Annotated in this window: 19 protein-coding genes; 10 read left to right on the top strand and 9 right to left on the bottom strand. The window is 60.6% G+C overall.

Annotated elements, in window-relative coordinates:
* Positions 1-59 precede the first annotated feature (59 nt).
* On the top strand, positions 60-347 hold the full coding sequence (locus ACK59L_RS05630) for a DUF2782 domain-containing protein (RefSeq protein ID WP_027913237.1): 288 nt from the start codon (positions 60-62) through the stop codon (positions 345-347).
* Positions 348-415: 68 nt separating this feature from the next.
* Positions 416-1,366, top strand: coding sequence for a homoserine kinase (locus tag ACK59L_RS05625; protein WP_409272343.1), 951 nt, complete (start codon positions 416-418; stop codon positions 1,364-1,366).
* Positions 1,367-1,459: 93 nt separating this feature from the next.
* Here the strand turns inward: ACK59L_RS05625 and ACK59L_RS05620 are convergent, their stop codons facing one another.
* On the bottom strand, positions 1,460-2,413 hold the full coding sequence (locus ACK59L_RS05620) for a zinc ABC transporter substrate-binding protein (RefSeq protein WP_409272341.1): 954 nt from the start codon (positions 2,411-2,413) through the stop codon (positions 1,460-1,462).
* Positions 2,414-2,431: 18 nt separating this feature from the next.
* On the opposite strand from ACK59L_RS05620, the gene zur reads away from it, so the two are divergent.
* The 4 genes from zur to ACK59L_RS05600 all read left to right on the top strand — a co-directional run bounded on the left by zur (position 2,432) and on the right by ACK59L_RS05600 (position 5,295).
* Positions 2,432-2,917, top strand: a complete 486-nt coding sequence (gene zur / locus ACK59L_RS05615) for a zinc uptake transcriptional repressor Zur (RefSeq protein WP_058603684.1) — start codon at positions 2,432-2,434, stop codon at positions 2,915-2,917.
* A complete protein-coding gene (gene znuC / locus ACK59L_RS05610) occupies positions 2,914-3,687 on the top strand; it encodes a zinc ABC transporter ATP-binding protein ZnuC (RefSeq protein WP_058603683.1) in 774 nt (257 codons plus the stop codon). The genes zur and znuC overlap by 4 nt, the downstream gene beginning before the upstream one ends.
* Positions 3,680-4,462, top strand: coding sequence for a zinc ABC transporter permease subunit ZnuB (gene znuB / locus ACK59L_RS05605; protein WP_027913242.1), 783 nt, complete (start codon positions 3,680-3,682; stop codon positions 4,460-4,462). The genes znuC and znuB overlap by 8 nt, the downstream gene beginning before the upstream one ends.
* Positions 4,463-4,587: 125 nt before the next feature.
* Positions 4,588-5,295 carry a PA5502 family lipoprotein gene (locus ACK59L_RS05600; RefSeq protein WP_196125112.1) on the top strand — a complete coding sequence of 236 codons (708 nt, stop codon included), beginning with the start codon at positions 4,588-4,590 and terminating at the stop codon, positions 5,293-5,295.
* 45 nt (positions 5,296-5,340) lie between these two features.
* Here the strand turns inward: ACK59L_RS05600 and katE are convergent, their stop codons facing one another.
* A complete protein-coding gene (gene katE, locus ACK59L_RS05595; RefSeq protein ID WP_027913244.1) occupies positions 5,341-7,476 on the bottom strand; it encodes a catalase HPII in 2,136 nt (711 codons plus the stop codon).
* A 222-nt stretch (positions 7,477-7,698) separates the two neighbouring features.
* Here katE and ACK59L_RS05590 point away from each other — a divergent pair, with 222 nt between their 5' ends.
* The 3 genes from ACK59L_RS05590 (at position 7,699) to ACK59L_RS05580 (ending at position 10,212) form a co-directional block, all read left to right on the top strand.
* Positions 7,699-8,706 carry a methionine ABC transporter ATP-binding protein gene (locus ACK59L_RS05590; RefSeq protein ID WP_409272337.1) on the top strand — a complete coding sequence of 336 codons (1,008 nt, stop codon included), beginning with the start codon at positions 7,699-7,701 and terminating at the stop codon, positions 8,704-8,706.
* Positions 8,706-9,377, top strand: coding sequence for a methionine ABC transporter permease (locus ACK59L_RS05585; RefSeq protein WP_058603678.1), 672 nt, complete (start codon positions 8,706-8,708; stop codon positions 9,375-9,377). The genes ACK59L_RS05590 and ACK59L_RS05585 overlap by 1 nt, the downstream gene beginning before the upstream one ends.
* Positions 9,378-9,441: 64 nt before the next feature.
* On the top strand, positions 9,442-10,212 hold the full coding sequence (locus ACK59L_RS05580) for a MetQ/NlpA family ABC transporter substrate-binding protein (protein ID WP_058638717.1): 771 nt from the start codon (positions 9,442-9,444) through the stop codon (positions 10,210-10,212).
* Positions 10,213-10,339: 127 nt separating this feature from the next.
* Here the strand turns inward: ACK59L_RS05580 and ACK59L_RS05575 are convergent, their stop codons facing one another.
* A complete protein-coding gene (locus tag ACK59L_RS05575) occupies positions 10,340-10,972 on the bottom strand; it encodes an SCO family protein (RefSeq protein WP_409272334.1) in 633 nt (210 codons plus the stop codon).
* A gap of 355 nt (positions 10,973-11,327) precedes the next feature.
* Between ACK59L_RS05575 and ACK59L_RS05570 the strand changes: the two genes are divergently transcribed.
* Positions 11,328-11,969, top strand: coding sequence for a hypothetical protein (locus ACK59L_RS05570; RefSeq protein ID WP_144963747.1), 642 nt, complete (start codon positions 11,328-11,330; stop codon positions 11,967-11,969).
* A 53-nt stretch (positions 11,970-12,022) separates the two neighbouring features.
* On the opposite strand, the gene ACK59L_RS05565 is transcribed toward ACK59L_RS05570, so the two are convergent.
* The 6 genes from ACK59L_RS05565 to ACK59L_RS05540 all read right to left on the bottom strand — a co-directional run bounded on the left by ACK59L_RS05565 (position 12,023) and on the right by ACK59L_RS05540 (position 19,779).
* Positions 12,023-13,555, bottom strand: coding sequence for a SulP family inorganic anion transporter (locus tag ACK59L_RS05565; protein WP_409272332.1), 1,533 nt, complete (start codon positions 13,553-13,555; stop codon positions 12,023-12,025).
* Between the two features lie 190 nt (positions 13,556-13,745).
* Positions 13,746-14,465: a carbonic anhydrase gene (locus tag ACK59L_RS05560; protein ID WP_058603673.1), complete on the bottom strand. Its 720-nt coding sequence runs from the start codon at positions 14,463-14,465 to the stop codon at positions 13,746-13,748.
* Positions 14,466-14,858: 393 nt separating this feature from the next.
* Positions 14,859-15,317 carry a hypothetical protein gene (locus ACK59L_RS05555; RefSeq protein WP_196136754.1) on the bottom strand — a complete coding sequence of 153 codons (459 nt, stop codon included), beginning with the start codon at positions 15,315-15,317 and terminating at the stop codon, positions 14,859-14,861.
* Positions 15,318-15,520: 203 nt separating this feature from the next.
* Positions 15,521-16,177, bottom strand: a complete 657-nt coding sequence (locus tag ACK59L_RS05550) for a hypothetical protein (RefSeq protein ID WP_409272329.1) — start codon at positions 16,175-16,177, stop codon at positions 15,521-15,523.
* Between the two features lie 475 nt (positions 16,178-16,652).
* Positions 16,653-17,711: a PA0069 family radical SAM protein gene (locus tag ACK59L_RS05545; protein WP_409272327.1), complete on the bottom strand. Its 1,059-nt coding sequence runs from the start codon at positions 17,709-17,711 to the stop codon at positions 16,653-16,655.
* Between the two features lie 61 nt (positions 17,712-17,772).
* Entirely contained in the window at positions 17,773-19,779 is a 2,007-nt protein-coding gene (locus ACK59L_RS05540; RefSeq protein ID WP_409272325.1) for a M3 family metallopeptidase, read from the bottom strand.
* Positions 19,780-19,790: the final 11 nt, after the last annotated feature.

Here is a 19,790-nt window from a genome sequence, read left to right as displayed (position 1 = left end):
TTCGACGGGTCCGGCGCTAGAATAGCCAGAATCATTGACGACAGAGGGACTAGGTTATCATGCGTACACTCAATCGCCTGTTACTGCTCTGCCTGATGGCAGGTCTGCCCGTCGTCACCTTGGCGGCGGATGACGCGCCCTCGGCCGATCCCGAGGTGACCATTCGCACGGAAGGCGACAAGACCATCCAGGAATATCGCCAAAACGGCTTCCTGTATGCGATCAAGATCACGCCCAAACATGGCAAGCCTTACTTTCTGGTACGCGCCGATGGCTCCGATGGCAATTTCATTCGATCCGACCAGCCGGACATGCTGATTCCGTCCTGGAAGATCTTCGAGTGGTAATCTGACGCGCACCGTTCACATCAACCCGGCACTTCGGCCAGAAGTGCCTGCATGGGCAATCTTTCATCATGTCAGTCTTCACCCCCGTGACCCGGCCTGAGCTGGAAACCTTTCTGGCACCTTACGAGCTGGGTCGTCTGCTCGATTTCCAGGGTATCGCCGCCGGCACCGAGAACAGCAATTTCTTCGTCAGCCTCGAACAGGGGGAGTTCGTGCTGACGCTGATCGAGCGTGGGCCCAGCGAGGACATGCCGTTCTTCATCGAGTTGCTCGATACCCTGCATACGGCCCAGATGCCAGTGCCCTACGCCATTCGTGACCGTGACGGCCATGGCCTGCGCGAGCTGTGCGGCAAGCCGGCGCTGCTGCAACCCAGGCTCTCGGGCAAACATATCAAGGCGCCCAATGCCCAGCATTGTGCCCAGGTCGGTGAACTGCTGGCACACATTCACTTGGCCACCCGCGAACACATCATCGAGCGCCGCACGGACCGAGGCCTTGAGTGGATGCTAGCCGCCGGGGCCGAACTGCTGCCGCGCCTGAACGCCGACCAAGCCAGCTTGCTGCAACCGGCGCTGGATGAAATCGCCGCCCACCAGGCGCAGATCCTGGCATTGCCCCGGGCCAACCTGCATGCCGACCTGTTCCGCGACAACGTGATGTTCGAAGGCACCCATCTGTCTGGGGTCATCGACTTCTACAATGCCTGCTCGGGGCCGATGCTGTACGACATTGCCATTACCCTGAACGACTGGTGCCTGGATGCACAGGCCGGCATCGATGTACCCCGCGCCCAGGCTTTGCTTGCCGCCTACGCCGCATTGCGGCCATTCACAGCAGCCGAAGCTGAACTCTGGCCGCAGATGTTGCGCGTTGCCTGCGTACGGTTCTGGCTGTCTCGCCTGATCGCGGCAGAGTCCTTCGCCGGCATGGACGTGATGATCCACGACCCAAGCGAATTCGAAGTACGCCTGGCGCAGCGCCAGCAGGTGGCCGTGAAACTGCCGTTCGCCCTCTGACCCGAACCCTGTCGGCAGGCCCTGGGCCTGCCCTTGGGAATCGGGCGCTGCCCAGGCGGCGCTCAACCCAGGCAATGCCGCCACCTCATACCATTACAACTGCTCCAGGCAGCTCGCCAGGTCGCTTCCTAGCTGGTCGAGCAAGCGCTCGTAACCTTGCGCATTTACCGGATCGGTGCCGCCAAGCGCATCGAGCTCGGCCAGGCGCACCGGCAAACCGGCTGTCAGGGTTTCGGCCAGCCGAGGGCGCAAGGGTGGCTCGCTGAAGACGCACGTCTTGCCCACTTCCTGCAGCCGCTTGCGCATGGCGGACACGTGTTGAGCGCCGGGCTGCACTTCGGAGGCCACACTGAACACGCCGGTGTGCTTGAGTCCATATTCAGCTTCGAAATAATCGAAGGCCTCGTGGAACACGAAGTACGGCTTGCCGGCCACGCCCGCTACCCTTGCCTTGATACGGGCGTCGAGCGCGTCCAGGCGTTGGGTGAACGCCGCCAGGTTACGCTTGTAGCGGTCGGCATTGGCAGGGTCCGCGCTGGCGAGATCGGCGGCCATCTTTCCAGCGATCACCCGGGCGTTCACCGAAGACAACCACAAGTGCGCATCGAGGCTGCCCGGGCGGTGGTCATGGTCATGGTCGTCATGGTCTTCGTCATGGGAATGGCTGTCTTCACCGAAGTGACGCAGCTTCATGCCCGGCAGCGACTGTACCGCGACGGTCGGCTTGCTGCGGTTACCCAGCACCCTTGGCAGGAAGCCTTCCATGTCCGGGCCGATCCAGTACAGCAAATCCGCATCCGCGACCCTGCGCACGTCCGAGGGACGCAATGCGTAATGGTGAGGCGAGGCGCCTGGCGGCAACAGCACTTCAGGGCTGCCGACACCGTCCTGCACAGCAGCGGCGATCTGTTGCAGTGGCTTGATGCTGGTCAGCACACGCACGTCGGCGTGGGCGGAAAATGCGATGAAAGCGACAAACAGGGTAAGGAATCGGGCCACGGTAGGTACTCGAATCGTCAGAAACAGGTAACATAATAACGTCTCCATCCAGAATCGTCGCTGCCCATGTCCATTACGCCGCTGGCCAACCGTCCCCATGACCATTCCCATTGCGTGCACAGCGCCCTGGCCGAAGCCGACGCCTTGTGCGCCCGTCAGGGGCTGCGCCTGACGGCGCTGCGTCGCCGGGTACTGGAGCTGGTGTGGCAGAGCCACAAACCGCTGGGCGCCTACGACATCCTGGCGGTGCTCAGCGAACAGGATGGTCGTCGCGCGGCGCCGCCCACGGTGTACCGCGCGCTGGACTTCCTTCTGGAAAACGGCCTCGTGCACCGCATCGCCTCGCTGAACGCCTTCATCGGTTGTAGCCACCCCGAGCATTCGCACCAGGGGCAGTTTCTGATTTGCCGATTGTGCCATATCGCCATTGAGCTGGAGCAGGCGAGTATCAGCGATGCCATCGTCGGCAGCGCCAGGCACGTGGGTTTCACGGTCGAGAACCAGACCGTCGAAGTCGTGGGCGTGTGCAGCAACTGCAAGGACGCGGCATGAGCGACGCGCTGATCCGCCTGGAGCAGGTCGGCGTCACCTATGGCGGCGAGGCCGTGCTCGACAGCATTGACCTGGCAGTCGCGCCGGGCCAGATCGTCACCCTGATTGGGCCCAATGGGGCGGGCAAGACCACGTTGGTCCGCGCCGTGCTGGGGCTGCTAAAGCCACACCGTGGCTCGGTATGGCGCAAACCCCGGCTGCGCATTGGCTACATGCCGCAGAAAATCCAGGTCGACGCCACGCTGCCGTTGTCAGTGCTGCGCTTTCTACGCCTGGTGCCCGGCGTGGATCGCGTGGCGGCCTTGTCAGCGCTTCAGCAGGTCGGCGCCGAGCACGTGATCGACAGCCCGATCCAAACGGTGTCCGGGGGTGAAATGCAACGCGTGCTGCTGGCCCGTGCACTGCTGCGAGAGCCGCAGTTGCTGGTGCTGGACGAGCCGGTCCAAGGCGTTGACGTGGTAGGGCAGACCGAGCTGTACAACCTCATCACCCGACTGCGTGACCGCCTGGGTTGCGGCGTGTTGATGGTTTCCCACGACCTGCACCTGGTCATGAGTGCGACCGACCAGGTGGTGTGCCTGAACCGCCATGTGTGCTGCTCCGGTCATCCCGAGCAGGTCAGCGGTGACCCGGCATTCGTCGAACTGTTCGGCCAGACCGCACCGAGCCTGGCCATTTATCACCATCATCATGACCACAGCCACGACCTGCACGGTTCGGTGGTCGCCCCAGCCCCCCATGTTCACGGAGCGCACTGCAAGCATGGCTGATTTTCTTCTCTACGCCCTGCTCGCTGGTCTGTCCCTCGCGCTGGTAGCTGGCCCTCTTGGCTCGTTCGTCGTCTGGCGGCGCATGGCCTATTTTGGCGACACCCTGTCCCATGCCGCCTTGCTGGGCGTGGCCCTGGGCTTCGTGCTGGATGTCAGCCCCACGTTGGCCGTCACCGTGGGCTGCCTGTTGCTGGCGATTCTGCTGGTGACCTTGCAGCAACGCCAGCCTCTGGCATCCGACACGCTACTGGGCATCCTGGCGCCCAGTACCTTGTCCCTGGGTCTGGTGGTGCTGAGCTTCATGCACGACGTGCGCATCGACCTGATGGCTTATCTGTTCGGGGATCTGCTGGCCATCAGCCCAACCGATCTTGCCTGGATTCTGGGCGGTAGCGCCCTGGTACTCGTACTGATCGCCGTCTTGTGGCGCCCTTTGCTCGCCGTCACCGTCCACGAAGAACTGGCAACGGTCGAAGGGCTACCGGTTGCAGCCTTGCGCATGGCGCTGATGCTGCTCATTGCCGTGGTCATTGCGGTGGCCATGAAGATCGTTGGCGTCTTGCTGATCACTTCTTTATTGATCATTCCGGCGGCAGCTGCGCAACGGCATGCGCGCTCTCCGGAGCAGATGGCCGTAGGCGCCAGCGTCATAGGCGTAGTCGCGGTCTGCGGCGGGCTGGCTTTGTCATGGTTCAAGGACACCCCTGCCGGCCCATCCATTGTGGTGTGCGCTGCGGTGCTATTCTTGCTGAGTCTGGCCCTGCCCAAACGGTGAGCGAAAGGCTTCCAAGGCCTGCCTTGCAACCTTCGGCGCACTTAAGGGTCTGTAAGAGCAGTTTTCGAGCGTGCGCACCTGGGTGTAGACTTGCTCGCTTTTTGCGCAAATAGAGAGCCGCAGGAATGAAGCCGTTTGCCTCCCGTTGTCTGCTTGTTGGCGTATTTTCCCTGTTCCTCGCCGCGTGCTCCCAAGCACCGGTCGAACAGGCCAGCACGCCTGCCCAGCCTGATGCATGGCAGCAATTGCAACAAAATATCGCCAGCAACGAGCTGGCCACCGCAGAAGACCAACTGGTCTCCCTGCAAGCGCAGTCGCCTGGCGACGGCCGCATCGAACAATACCAGCGCGAGCTGGCCGAAGCTTACCTGCAACGCAGTCAGATCATGCTGCAGAAGGGTGACGTGAACGCGGCGGTCACAGCCTTGGCGCGCGCGCGCGCACTCATGCCACAGGCTCCGGCGGTTACTGGCGGTGATGCCGTTTCACAAGCGCGCAAGGCCGAGCTGGCCAAGGCCGAAGCCGCACTCAAGGCTGCCGAAGCCAAGCCCAGGGCTCGAGTGATCGACCCCAGTGCGCCCAGCACGGTGATTGCGTTGGAAACCACCAACATCCAAGCCATGCGCCAGCAACTCGATGACATTGCCGCCGACGTGGTCAACTATGGTTGCGATGTGGTGTTCCAGGTGCCACGCAGCGCGGATGCGCCGTGGCTGAAGACATTATTGGCCAAGCGTGTTCGCAAGATCGACAGCACCTTCGAGCTGAAACAGAAGCACGATATCCAGCGCGCGTTGCCTGCTCAGGTGGTGCTGGTTCCCCACCAGCGCTAAGCCAGTGAACAGGGGCTGCGAGGCAGCCCCTGATACACCGGTGACTTAAGCAGGAACCGCTTCTGCAGCCGCTTCACGCTCCCACACGCGATGCCCTTCCACTGCCTTGACGAACGCGTCCATGGCCTTCTGGTCGTCGCCGGTCAGCAGACCTTTGTCTTCCTTCAGACCCAACGTTGCCAGCAGTTCCTGAGTCAGCACCATCGCCTTGAGGTGCTTGTAGCCCTCAAGCAGGAAGTGCTTGGCCAGGCCGCTGGCCGCCATGGCATCGGTGGACGCCTTGCCAGCGGGTACGACGATGCCATCGAACATGATCGACGGCATACCTTCCATCGATGCATCCACCGGCAGTTGCGTACCGTCGGCGGCCTTCACAGGCGCGGAGGTCGGGCCCAGCAGCATGGGGCGAGCACTCTGCGCTTCCAGAGCCTTGACCATCTTGTCGACACTGGCAGCATCTACGCCGTTGGCGATCAGTACAGCGATCTTGCGACCCTTGATCCCAACCTTGCCCGGGTGGTTCATCTGGCTTAAGGCTGGCGATTCGGCCAACTGGCTACCCTTGACCTTGACGGTACCGGCTTTGGGGGCTGGCAGGCCCAGGTTTTCGGCCACGGCGGCTGCCAGCTTCAGGTCGATGTTGGCGAGAATTTCATTCACCTGGCGGGCGCGGATGTGCTCACGCTCGACCTTGCCCAACTCGAAGCTGTAGGCCTTGATGATGTGCTGCTGTTCGGTCGGGCTCATGCTCTGGAAGAACAGGCGCGCCTGGGAGAAGTGGTCACCGAACGAATCGCTGCGCTGGCGAATCTTGTGCGCATCGACGCGTTCCTGATAGGTCTCGAAACCGCCATCGCGGGGGCCGGGCGGGGTTTCCTTCGGCCAGCCACCATCGATGGAGTTGGGCTCGTAGGCGGCGCGGCCCTTGTGCACGATATGCTGGTGCATCGCGTCGCGCTGGTTGTTGTGGTTCGGCGCGACCGGGCGATTGATCGGGATCTGGTGGAAGTTCGGGCCACCCAGGCGGCTGATCTGGGTATCGGTGTAGGAGAACAGGCGACCTTGCAGCAACGGGTCATTGGTAAAGTCGATACCCGGTACGATGTGTCCAGGGCAGAATGCAATCTGCTCGACCTCGGAGAAGAAGTTGTCCGGGTTGCGGTTGAGCACCATCTTGCCCAGTGGAGTGACCGGTACCAGCTCTTCGGGGATGATCTTGGTCGGGTCCAGCAGGTCGAAGTCGAACTTGTGCTCGTCGGCCTCAGGCACGATCTGCACGCCCAGTTCCCATTCCGGGTAATCGCCGGTTTCGATGGCTTCCCACAGGTCACGACGGTGATAGTCGGTGTCCTTGCCTGCCAGCTTTTGCGCCTCGTCCCACAGTACGGAGTGCACGCCCTCGCTGGGCTTCCAGTGGAACTTGACGAAGTGGGCCACGCCTTCGGCGTTGACCAGGCGGAAGGTGTGCACGCCGAAGCCTTCCATCATGCGCAGGCTGCGCGGAATGGCACGGTCGGACATGGCCCAGACGACCATGTGCGCCGATTCAGGCACCAGCGAGACGAAGTCCCAGAAGGTGTCGTGAGCCGAACCGCCGGTAGGGATCTCATTGTGCGGCTCGGGCTTGACGGCGTGTACGAAGTCCGGGAACTTGATCGCGTCCTGGATGAAGAACACCGGCATGTTGTTGCCGACCAGGTCGAAGTTGCCTTCATCGGTGTAGAACTTCACGGCAAAGCCGCGCACGTCACGTACCGTGTCACCGGAGCCGCGCGGCCCCTGTACGGTGGAGAAGCGTACGAATACCGGGGTGATCTTTTCCGGGTCTTGCAGGAACCCGGCCTTGGTCAGTTCGGCGTGGCAGCCATAGCTCTGGAAATAACCGTGGGCACCGGTGCCTCGTGCGTGGACGATACGTTCCGGGATGCGCTCATGGTCAAAATGGGTGATCTTCTCGCGCATGATGAAGTCTTCAAGCAGCGAGGGGCCGCGGTCGCCGGCCTTCAAGGTGTTCTGGTTGTCCGAGATGCGCACACCCTGGTTGGTGCGCAGCGCCTGCCCGGTGGCATCGCTGCGGTCTGCTTCCAGGCTCTGCAGCTTGGCATTGGTATTGGCCCGATCCGGGGTCTGAGTACCTGCGGCCTCGCTGTGCTTCGGCGCATCCTTGTTCTTGCTGGGCATGGTTGGCTTTCCTCATCAGTCTTCAGGCGCCCGATCGGGCTTGTCCAGTTAGTGACTCGACCAGACGAGCGAGCGTTCCATCGGGATGACCAGCTGTCGCCATATAGCGTTCAGATTGGTCAGAGGCAAAATAAATGCTAAGAACAGCGGTTATAAAAGGCTAAAATGCGGCCCCCAGCCCACCGCTGAATCAATTTCCATGCGCCCCACAAGGTTCGCTACGTGATCGAGTTCCAACAGGTACACAAGACTTACCGCGTTGCCGGTAGAGAAATTCCCGCATTGAATCCCACGACCCTGACGATCGAGGATGGCCAAGTGTTCGGCCTGATCGGCCATTCCGGAGCCGGCAAGAGCACCATGCTGCGCCTGATCAACCGCCTGGAAGAGCCTTCCGGCGGCAAGATCATCGTCGACGGTGAAGAAGTGACCGGCTTCAATGCCACCCAATTGCGCGGCTTTCGCCAACAGGTCGGCATGATTTTCCAGCATTTCAACCTGCTGGCTTCCAAGACCGTTGCAGACAACGTCGCCCTGCCGCTCACCCTTGCTGGCCAACTGTCGCGTGCCGAGATCGACAAACGCGTGGTCGAGCTTCTGGCCCGGGTCGGTCTGTCGGACCATGCGCGCAAGTACCCTGCGCAGTTGTCGGGCGGTCAGAAGCAGCGCGTCGGCATTGCCCGTGCCTTGTCGACCAACCCGAAGATCCTGTTGTGTGATGAGGCGACCAGCGCCCTGGACCCGCAGACCACTGCCTCGGTACTGCAGCTACTGGCCGAGATCAACCGGGAGCTGAAACTCACCATCGTGCTGATCACCCATGAAATGGACGTGATCCGCCGCGTCTGCGACCGGGTAGCAGTGATGGACGCCGGTCAGATCGTCGAGCAAGGCTCGGTGGCGGATGTGTTCCTGCACCCGCAGCACCCCACCACCAAACGCTTCGTGCAGGAAGACGATCACGTCGATGAAGGCGAACAGCGCGACGACTTCGCCCATGTGCCAGGCCGCATCGTACGCCTGACCTTCCAGGGCGAAGCCACCTACGCGCCGCTGCTGGGTACCGTTGCCCGTGAGACCGGCGTGGACTACAGCATCCTCGCCGGGCGTATCGATCGCATCAAGGACGTCCCCTACGGTCAGCTCACGCTCGCCCTGATTGGCGGCGACATGCAAGCGGCCTTTGCCCGCTTCAAGGCCGCGGATGTTCATATGGAGGTACTGCGTTGATGGACGCCTTGAGTTTCTTTGCCAATGTCGACTGGGCCGAAATCTGGTTGGCAACCGTCGATACCCTGATCATGCTGTTCGGCTCGCTGTTCTTCACCGTGCTGCTGGGCCTGCCGCTGGGCGTGCTGCTGTTTCTGTGCGGTCCGCGCCAGATGTTCGAACAAAAGGGCGTGTACGCCTTGCTGTCGCTGGTGGTCAACGTGCTGCGTTCGCTGCCGTTCATCATCCTGCTGATCGTGATGATCCCCATCACCGTGCTGATCACCGGCACGTCGCTGGGCGTGGCGGGTGCGATTCCGCCCTTGGTAGTGGGTGCCACGCCATTCTTCGCCCGCCTGGTCGAAACCGCCCTGCGCGAAGTGGATCGCGGCATCATCGAAGCCACACAGTCCATGGGTGCCACCACGCGCCAGATCATCACCAGCGCCCTGTTGCCCGAGGCCCGGCCAGGGATCTTCGCCGCGATCACCGTCACGGCCATCACGCTGGTTTCCTATACCGCGATGGCCGGTGTCGTGGGTGCGGGTGGCCTGGGGGACCTGGCGATTCGTTTCGGCTACCAGCGTTTCCAGACCGACGTTATGGTCGTGACCGTGGTGCTGTTGCTGGTGCTGGTGCAGGTCCTGCAAAGTGTCGGCGACCGGCTGGTTGTGCATTTTTCCCGTAAGTAACCCCAATGGGGTCGGCTCGGCCGACCCGTTCGGGGGCCGTCGCGGCCCTCACAAGGAGTGATCAATGAAGAAGCTGCTTGCTGTCGCTGCCGCCATTGCGGCCTTCTCGGCCCAGGCCGATACCCTGACCGTCGCTGCTACGCCGGTACCCCACGCCGAGATCCTCAACGTGGTCAAGCCGCTGCTGGCCAAGGAAGGAGTAGAGCTGAAGGTGAAGGAATTCACCGACTACATCCAGCCGAACGTGCAGGTGGCGGAAAAGCGCCTGGACGCCAACTTCTTCCAGCACCAGCCTTACCTCGATGAGTTCAACAAGGCCAAGGGCACCGACCTGGTGAACGTGACTGGCGTGCACATCGAACCGCTGGGCGTTTATTCCACCAAGATCAAGAAGCTCGACGAACTCCCGTCCGGCGCTACCGTGGTCATCCCCAACGATGCCACCAACGGTGGCCGTGCCCTGCTGCTGCTGGACAAGGCCGGCGTCATCAAGCTCAAGGACAACAGCAACATCCTCTCCACCGTGAAAGACGTTGCCGAGAACCCGAAAAACATCAAGTTCCGCGAACTTGAAGCGGCCACCATCCCGCGCGTGCTGACCCAGGTCGATGCCGCCCTGATCAACACCAACTATGCGCTGGAAGCCAAGCTGAACCCGGAAAAAGATGCGCTGGCCATCGAGGGCAGCGATTCGCCTTACGTGAATATCCTCGTCGCGCGTCCGGACAACAAGGACAGCGAGGACATGAAGAAACTGGCAGCCGCCCTGCATTCGCCCGAGGTGAAGCAGTTCATCACCGAGAAGTACAAAGGCGCCGTAGTACCCGCGTTCTGAGCCTTCCGCCTTGGGTCGCCTGGCGACCCAGGGTGAGGTTGCCATTGGAGCGTGACGCAAGCACGGGGGTCATGCGCCTGTGCTATCGCTCCAGAGGCCACGTCCCGCGCAGGGCCCTGACAGATGCTCAGTCGCCCCGGACCAGGCCGGGCAGGCGGGCCACCAACTTCTTGCTGTCGAACGGCGCACGAATGAAGCCACGCTGACGGCCGTCCGGGCCGACGATTGCCAGGTTGCCACTGTGGTCCACGGTGTAACCGGGCTTGCTGGTGTCGGCAGGGATGAAGGGGATGCTAAGCGCATTGGCCAGCTTCTGGGTATCTTCCACAGAACCGGCCAACCCCACGAAGTCCTTGTCGAAGTAACCCAGGTATTGCTTGAGCTGGTTCGGCGTGTCGCGGTTGGGGTCCACGCTCACCAATACCACCTGCAAGCGGTCCAGCGCCTGCTTGGGCAGTTCACTCTTTACCTGTCGCAGCTGCGCCAATGTGGTGGGGCAGATGTCCGGGCAGTAGGTATAGCCAAAGAACAGCAGCGACCACTTGCCTTTCAACTGATCCAGTTGCACCGGCTGGCCATTCTGGTTGGTCATGGTCACGTCAACCACCGTCCGGCTTTGCGGCAGCAGAATGATGCCGGCATCGATGAGCTCGGTAGCGCTCGGCGGGCGCTTGGCGTTTAGCACATTGTTGAGGATCAGGCCCATGATCACGACGATCAGGGCAGCGATGATGAAGACGGCTTTCTGGGTTCGGGTCATGGGCTCGGTACAGGTTGAGGTCGACGATCACTGCGATGAACAGCGCACCAGGTAGGCGCTAGGGTACGCCATGCCGGCGTACTGCGCATGCGGCGCGGCGCCACGGCCTGCATTGGTCTTGATAGGCCGTCCGGGACGATTAGCACAGTGCACCCGGGTTTTCATGAAATGAACTTCATCAACAGCCCAATGGCTCTAAACCGATGTAATTGAAGGAGAACGGTCACGCAGGGAGCGCCATATATGCTGGATGCGACAGGCAGCGCATCCGTTTATAACAAATGGATCTTAACTTAATTGAATATCCAGCTAAGTTAGTGTCTTCCGTTTGAAACGTTTTGTCCTTGGAGTTGTCATGAACATCGCTGCTGTACGCGAGCAGGTGAGTCAAGCCCACCAACACGAAGGCCAGACCGGCCAGCTGCAAAAACGCCTCGCGCTGCAACTGCCGCACCTGCACCCTTCCATTCAATTGCCGGAGCAGGGTGCTCAGGACACGCTGGCGCGCTTTGTGGGTGCCTACATCGATCAAGTGCCGGAACTGCTTGAAGCGGCCCATGAAGTCGCGCGTGAAGCCGGCATCGAGTCGCAGATCACGCCGGTGCTGAAGATTGCCGAGGCTTACTTCCTGCAGCCGCCTAGCGTGATGCAAGGGCATGTCGGCCTCGACTGCCTGCTGGACGAGGCCTACCTGGCCCATCGCCTGGTGGAGGAGGTCAACGACCTGTACATCCGGCACTTCCAGCAGCCGCTCATCCCTGTCGATACCACCGTTGCCAACCTGATCGCTCACCAGCTGATCGGCGAGGCCTTTGCCAATCAGCTCGATGAAGTGGTGCACCATTCGGTCGATGAAATGCTCGACGACGAGAGCTTTGCCGCCGAATCCGTGGAAGCCTACCGGGAAAAGCTGAGCAGCCCCGAAACCGGCGCGGCCTGGAAGCGATGGCCTTGCCTGTCACGTCAGCTGGGCGTGGAGCTCGGCCAGCCGGCCTGAACATGGCCGGGCTGGCCAATCGTGCGATGGCCAGCCTGGGCCATAGCCCGAGGTCAGGCGCCCACGCCTGACGTGGTGCGTAACCGTCCTTCCACCCGTCGTTTCAAGCGCTTGTGCTCGACTCGAAGCTTGGAACCACTGGCCGCATTGCTGCGGCTCCAGTCTTCGAGCAATTCCAGGCAGGCGTGGTCGATGTAGCTGAGGTTGCCCAGCGGCACATGCAGCGTGGTGCCGGCGGGAACGCCGTCGAGCACCTTGGTCAGCGCCGGCACCTTGAGGAAGGTTGCCGCGCCGCTCAGGCGAAGTTCCATGTGCCCGGCCTTGGGCAGGTCCATCAGGTTGATCTTGAGACGTGCGGCCTTGAAGGCGAGCTTGAGCAACGTCAGGGCAAAGCCCAACAAGACGCCCGTGAGCAGATCGGTGAAGATGATCGCCAGGGCGGTAGCCGCATAGGTGAACATCGGCATCCGGCCATAGCGCCCAAGGCCCCGGAAGGCTTTGAGATCGACCAGTTTTATCCCGGTAAACACCAGCACCCCGGCCAGGCTTGCAATCGGAATCTGCTGCAGAATGCTGCTGAGCACCACCACGAACGCTAACAGCCACACGCCATGCAGAATCGCCGAGGCCCGAGTTTGTGCGCCGGCCTGGACGTTGGCCGAGCTACGCACGATCACGCCGGTCATGGGCAGCGCGCCCAGTATCCCGCACAGCATGTTGCCGATGCCTTGGGCCGACAGTTCCCGGTCGAAATCCGAACGCTGGCCACTGTGCATGCGGTCCACCGCTGCGGCAGACAACAAGGTTTCGGCGCTGGCGATGAATGCCAGTGCAAAGGCCGCCACCAGCAGGCCAGGGTCGGTCAGTTTCATCAGGTCATCGAGGCGAATCCAGTCGATGGCCTCGGACAAGTCCGCCGGTACCTGCACGCGGTTCACCGGCAGCGCCAGCCACAGGCTGATGACAGTCATGGCTGTCACGCCCAGCAACGCTCCCGGAATGAAGCGCAAGCGCTGTGGCCGCAATCGCTCCCAGCCCCACATGATGAGCATGGTGCCCAACCCCAATGCACCGGCCTGCCAACCCATGCCTGCGCTTTCCAGCGGCAACGCCCCAGCGACGGTTGCCGGGAACGCCAGCAGGTTCTGCATGCCTGACGGCTGAGGCGCCGTATCGAACATCACATGGACCTGCGACAGCACGATCAGTACCCCGATACCCGCCAGCATGCCGTACACCACCGCCGGCGCCGTCACTCGGAACCAGCAGCCCAGGCGCAGGCGCCCGGTCAGCAACTGCAGCAAGCCTGCCAGAAGCAGAATCGGCCCGAGCATGGCCATGCCGTGCTGGCGCACCAGTTCGAAGACCAGCACCGCCAGCCCAGCTGCCGGTCCGCTGACCTGCAACGGGGAGCCGGCGAGAAAACCGACGACAATGCCGCCGATGATACCGGTGATCAGTCCCTTGGCCGGCGGCATGCCGGAGGCGATCGCAATGCCCATGCACAAGGGCAGGGCCACCAGAAAGACCACTACTGAGGCCAGCAACTCACGCGGCAGGGCCGCTTTCAGCTGTGTAATGTTCACCGTATTACTCCTTTCTCTATCGCACGGCCATTCCTCTGGCCGTGGGCACGTTTAGCCCCGAGAGGCGCGCAGCAGCAGGCCGCCAGCGCAGCAGCCGGCACACCAGTCAGGGAATTCAGGGCAGCAGACGGCCACGCCACACCCCAGCGGGGTGTAGCCGGCCATCAAGGTTCAGCGGTGGTCGGGTCGCTTAGTAGCGGCCTCTCGGCGTGGCACAGGGCACTGGCTGGTCTGCCGACAGCGGCAGGAAGCTGTCGCTCAAGGCGTCGTAGGCTTCGATCTTGCTGGTCTCGATGTCGTATACCCAGCCATGGATATACAGCTCGCCCGCGGCAAGACGCGAGGCGACGGAGGGGTGCGTACGCAGGTGATGCAGCTGGGCGATGACGTTTTCCTTGGTCAGCACCTGCATGTTCTCATGCTCGGTTTCGCACGAGCAGTTGTTCTCTACCACGGTGCGGGCGACTTCGGCATGACGCAGCCATGCGCTGACGGTCGGCATCTTGGCCAGCGACTGCGGGTTGAGCACGGCGCGCATGGCGCCGCAGTCGGAGTGGCCGCAGACGATGATGTGATGCACTTTCAACGCCATGACGGCGTACTCGATGGCGCTGGAAACGCCGCCGTTCATCTGTCCATAAGGGGGGACCACGTTACCGACGTTGCGGGTGACGAACAGATCGCCCGGCGAGCTTTGCGTGATCAGCTCCGGCACGATGCGCGAGTCGGCGCAGGTAATGAACATGGCGCGCGGCGTTTGCGCCGTGGCGAGTTTCTTGAACAGCTCTTGCTGCTCAGGGAAAACGTCATGATGAAAGCGCAGGAAGCCGTCGACAATGTGCTTAAGGGCGGCATCGGCGCTTTCCGCAGGGACCTGCGGCACGACCTTGGATGGGTCCTTTACGGGCATGATTCATCCTCTTGACGGTGAGTAGGCAAATCCATTTTACCGGTGAAAGATTCTGGCAATGCTGGGATTTAGATGACAGGCATTGAGCATAAATCACAGTCGGTGTGGACTGATTTCCTACGCTAGCCGGGAAAACTTAACTGAAACTTAATTCGGAGGCTCTAGAACGGGCGTTCCAGATGATCAGGAGGGTGCTTCAATAGTAGCAAAAAAGCATCAATTGCCAAGTACCATGACTGTAATTATTTGCTCGGATTAGTGAGGCTGGGGGTAGTCCCCCAGCGCGTGGCAAAACGTAGGCTGTCGAGGCGGGAGGCCGTGCGCCTTCCGGGCTGCATTTCGCACGGCTGTAGTGCACTGGGTGCTCGAAGGGGACCACGCCTTGATGCCCGATCAAGCCTTCCGGTCGTTCAATGTCAGAATCAAATCACGAACGGCCTCGCCCGCAGCTGCGATGTAGCCTTTGTAGAAATCCCTGCCTTGGCGCAGCAATGGGGAGCCTTCCAAGGACTCAGCAGCCGCTTCAACTGTTGCCGAGCCGTACTCTTCACTCATCGCTGCCACACTCCGGGCACGCGCCGCCGGATCGTCATACGACTTCTGATACCAACTGGATACTTGGTATTCAGCGCCCTCGCGCTCGAATTTTTCACGCATGCTCGTTGCCAGCGCATCCAGTGACCTTTGAATCACGACGGGGTCGATGTTATGGGCTTTCAGGTAAGTCTCAACGCGCGTCTGAGCCGCCGTTATCAAGGCACCATGGGTGTATCCCTGCATCGGTGGAAAAACACCTTCGGGGAGCTTCATGCCAGGCGTGTACGGGTGATAGGTGTAGTTTTTGTCAGCCATGTTTGACTCCTTGGCGTAAACAGGGGAGTTGGCGAGTACCGCTAGTAGGCTGGCAGCCAAGGCTAGGCCCAAGCGCCTGGAATGAGAGTGCCTATAGTGTGTCCTTGATCGAAGACGAGGTCGTAGCATTCGCATCTTGACTAGACTTTCATTGTTCGCACGACATGCGGCAGAGATTATTTGAAGCACTAGTAGGCACTGGGTCATTGGCCCACTGAATCACTGCCCGACTTTTCCAATCCAGCTATCAGATCGTGCACACCATTTCCTGCGCTTTCAATGTAGTCGCCGAGTAGGTCACGGTCTTTGTCCAGTAGCGGCGAGCCTCTAAGTGACTCGGTAGCAGCGCGAACAGCAAGCGCACCGAAGTGCTCGGCCATGTCGGCAACGCTCTTGCCACGGTCCGCGCTGTTCGCATAAGGCTTCTGGTACCACGTCGATATCTGATACTCGACATTTTGGGCTTCAAACACCCGGTTAAGCTGGTCGGCCAGGCCAATCAACGATTCACGGACAAGCGCTGGCTCGATACCCCTGTTGCTCAACACTGCTTGGGCGCGCGTTGTAGCAGCGCCAATCAAGTCCTCGTGGGTGTAACCCGGCATGGGTGGGAACACACCCTCCGGAAGTTTCATGCCTGGTTGATAGGGTTGGTGGTGGTTTGGATTATCTTGCATGGCAAGCTCCGTAGCTTGAGCGGTTGATGACATGGCCGACACCACGGTGAATGCGCCATAGGCAAGCAGGGCCAGTAAGCAAGGCCACCAATGAGATCGGCAGAGGTAGGGAGACTGAAACGCTGCAGGTCCGATGGCTGCATCCAAATCGTCGGTATTATGCATATCTTCCCTGATGGTCACGTAAAGCCTGCTGGCTGGCCAAACCTTGTTATCTCCGTCGCCAATGTTGTGGCGGTCAGCAGAGCGTTTGGAGGTCGGCTTATTTCTGAAGGGCTCTTTTGATGGGCTGGCTTTTCAACTTCAACCGTGTACTGAGCGCTGTTCAGAGTGAGGTCCGAGGTTAACCGAGCGCTACATGACCGCGGAATTGCAATATGCTTACATACCTGTAAGCATTTTCTTACACAAGTGACACCCGCGTTATTGTGCCCAAAAAGATAATGCGGCCTCAAAGCCTCGCCAATCGTGGCTTTGTCGATTACCGGGTTACTTCGCTGAACGCGTTACCCTCTTCAATGACGTGCTCGCTCCAAACAATAAATCAACGTCCATTCACAATCACTGATGAGCGCCTTTTAGGGTTTCAATGCGGCAGCGCATTTTCTCCAAGCAGGCACAGCGCTACCGCAGGATCTGAAGAGCCATGCTCCATGGTTCAAAACAACTGAAGCTGGGCGCCAGGCGGATTAAACTGCGAACAGTCCAGTTGCAAGGCGTCACGTTCCTGGAATCCTAATTTGCGGACACTCTTGGCGAAGCGCTGGGCAAGCAGCTGGGCAAAAACACCTTCACCCCGCATACGAGCACCGAAGCGGCTGTCATAGAGCGCTCCGCCCCGGCTTTGCCGAATCAGGCTCATCACATGGGCTGCGCGCTGCGGATAGTGATCGTGCAACCATTGCTCGAACAGAGGGGCCACCTCCAGCGGTAAGCGAAGCATCATGTAGGCCGCGCTTTGCGCCCCGGCCTCTTGCGCCGACTCCAGCAACTGCTCCAGTTCACAGTCGTTGATCATGGGAATGATCGGCGAACACAGCACGCCCACGGGTACGCCGGCATCGCGCAGCAGGCGTATGGCCCGCAAGCGCGCAGCAGGCGAAGCGGCACGGGGCTCCAGCACACGCTTAAGGCCAGCATCAAGGGTGGTATGGCTGATCATCACGCGCACAAGGCGCAAGCTGGCCATTTCGGTCAACAGGTCAAGGTCACGCAGAATCAAAGCGCCCTTGGTGACGATGGTCACTGGGTGTCGAAACTTCAGCAGCACCTCCAGCAAACGCCGAGTCAGCAAGTGTTCGCGTTCTATCGGCTGATAAGGGTCGGTGTTAGCCCCTAGGTTGATCGGCGCACACACGTACCCAGGTTTGCTCAGCTGCTGCGCCAGCACATCGGCCGCGTTGGTCTTGGCGATCAGCTTGGTTTCGAAATCCAGACCCGGCGACAGGTCCCAATAGGCGTGGGAAGGGCGCGCATAGCAGTAGATGCACCCGTGCTCGCAACCGCGATAAGGGTTTATCGAACGGTCGAAGGGCAGGTCGGGCGAGGTATTGCGGCTGATCACGGTCTTGGCCGTCTCGATCCGCACTTCGGTCCCTTGCGTGATCGGCACATCTTGGTACCAGCCATCATCCTCATACGATGAGTGGGTGGGGCCGAAGCGATTATGCGGATTATGCGCAGTGCCGCGGCCCTTCAAAGGAGGTGAATATGACATGGCTAAACCCTTTACTGTATGCATGTACAGTAAAGGGCATGCCGGGTAAATGCCAGCCCGATCATCCGGCAGCCTGAAGCCACTGGAGGTAAGGGTGCAGGCTGGTCTCACGGCCTAGAAACTGTCTCACCCCTTCACGCAATGGGCGCGATGCCCCTGGCGCGATAAGTGACTCGAACAGCACCTGTCCAAGCTCACGATCAAGTAGGCCCGTTTGCTCGAAGCGGGTAAAGATATCCACGGCACATACATCTGCCCAGAGATAGGCGTAATAGCCGGCGTCATAGCCGGTAACCAGGTGGTCGAAGGTGTGGGCCGGGTGCTCATAGGCGTGCAGGGGCCAATAACCACAGTGTTCGCGCGATTGAGCGAATCGCTGGCGAACGGTTTTCCCGTCACCTGGGTTCGTGTGCAGGTCCACATCGAACAAGGCCTTGCTCAGCTCAAGCGCGGCTTCGCCTATGGCCTCGCGTTTGTAGCGCTCAATGCACTGCTCGACCTGCTCCCTATCAATCTGATGCCCGTCCGAATGGTGGGAGGAAATGCTGACGAGATAGGCGACGTTCCACACCCAGCGTTCGAACAGCTTGCCAAATAGCTCCGTCCCGTCTGCGCCGAGTTCGATTACGCCCGACTGAACGTGGTTGTCGGTACGCACCATAAGGTGATGTAACGCATGGCCGAACTCGTGGTACAGCTTGCGCAGCGCAAGGTGATCCAACAATGGCTGTGCACCTGCGCTACCTTCGGGCACATCACTGAAGACGATCACCACCGCTTGCTGGTAAATCCCTTCTGCGTCGACCCGGCGATTCCGCACATAGGTTGTGAACACCGCATCTGCCTGCTTACCGGCATGCTGTACAGCATCGAGATAGAGCAAGCCAATGCGTGCGTTGTGCTGGAATGCCTCAAAGGCCAGCACTGAGGGTGCCCATACAGGGGCAGGGGTGGCCCTCAACTCCAGGTCAAAGAGCCGCCTGGCCAGCTGGATCAGCGCGTCGATGACGGCAGCCATCGGGAAAAATTCGCGCAGCGCCTCCTTCGACACTATCTTGGCCGCGTCTCGCAGTTGCTTTTGGGCGAAGCGTAGGTCCCAGGGCTGCATGTCATCCAGACCCAATTTCTGTGCGTCACGCTCAAAGTCTGAACGCCACTGCAGCACCGCGGGCTTCATGCCAGCAGCCAAGCTTTGCAGGAATGCGCGAACCTGGCGTGGTGAACCTGCACTTTTGCGCGCCAAGCTCAGGTTCATGTGATCGGAGAAGGCCAACAGCGTCGCTCGTTCATGGCGCAGAAGTGCCAGTTGCTGCAGCACCTGACCATTATCTGGTGACGAACCGGTATTGACGCCACGTCCATGGAAAGCCCGGTACACCTGCTCACGGGTAGCACCTAGCTCGGCCTCTTCCAGCACACGCTCGGTAGCCCAGCTTTCGCAGGGTATGGACCACCCGTTACTGCCACGCTGCCTTGCCCGTTCGTTCAACTCGTCGAGACTGCGTTGGGATAGACCGCGCAGCTGAGTGATGTCATCGACGACCACGTCCGGATGATCGAGATTGAGCAGATACCGTTCTTCAAGCTCGATTATCTGGCGTTGCAAGTCGAGCAACCGCGCCTTGTCACTCTTGGGCAGCGAAGCGCCACTGACGCGAAACCTTTCCACGTGCCAGCGCAATGTTGCCCGCTGGCGGCTATCGAGGTTACGGCCGATATCGCTGTACGCCAGCTGTTCATACAGCGACTGAAGCTGCTCGTTGCAAAACCTTGAGTCCAACGCAGAGCTGGCAGCAATGTGAAACGCCAGGATAGGGTCACTCCAGGCCTGCCCTTTGCCCAGAAATGGCATTACCCCATAAAGCACTGCGTACAACTGAGCGTCCAGATCATCCATGGCCAACACCAGGTCATCCCATGTTGGCATTGATGGCTGGCTGTTGATCACGCGCTCGATGCCTTGTGCATACCGCTCAAGGACCTGGTCGAACGCATTCTGCATGCTTTGAACCGTGATGGAGGGGTAGTCGACGGGCACGTTGCCATCTTGCAGAAGCGGGTTGCTCATCACGCTTTACC

This window comes from Pseudomonas sp. KCJK9111, from assembly GCF_046231935.1.
In the GTDB taxonomy this organism is placed as follows: Bacteria; Pseudomonadota; Gammaproteobacteria; order Pseudomonadales; family Pseudomonadaceae; genus Aquipseudomonas; species Aquipseudomonas parafulva_B.
The sequence above is the reverse complement of the archived record's forward strand: the minus strand, read 5'-3'. Positions and strand labels throughout refer to the sequence as shown.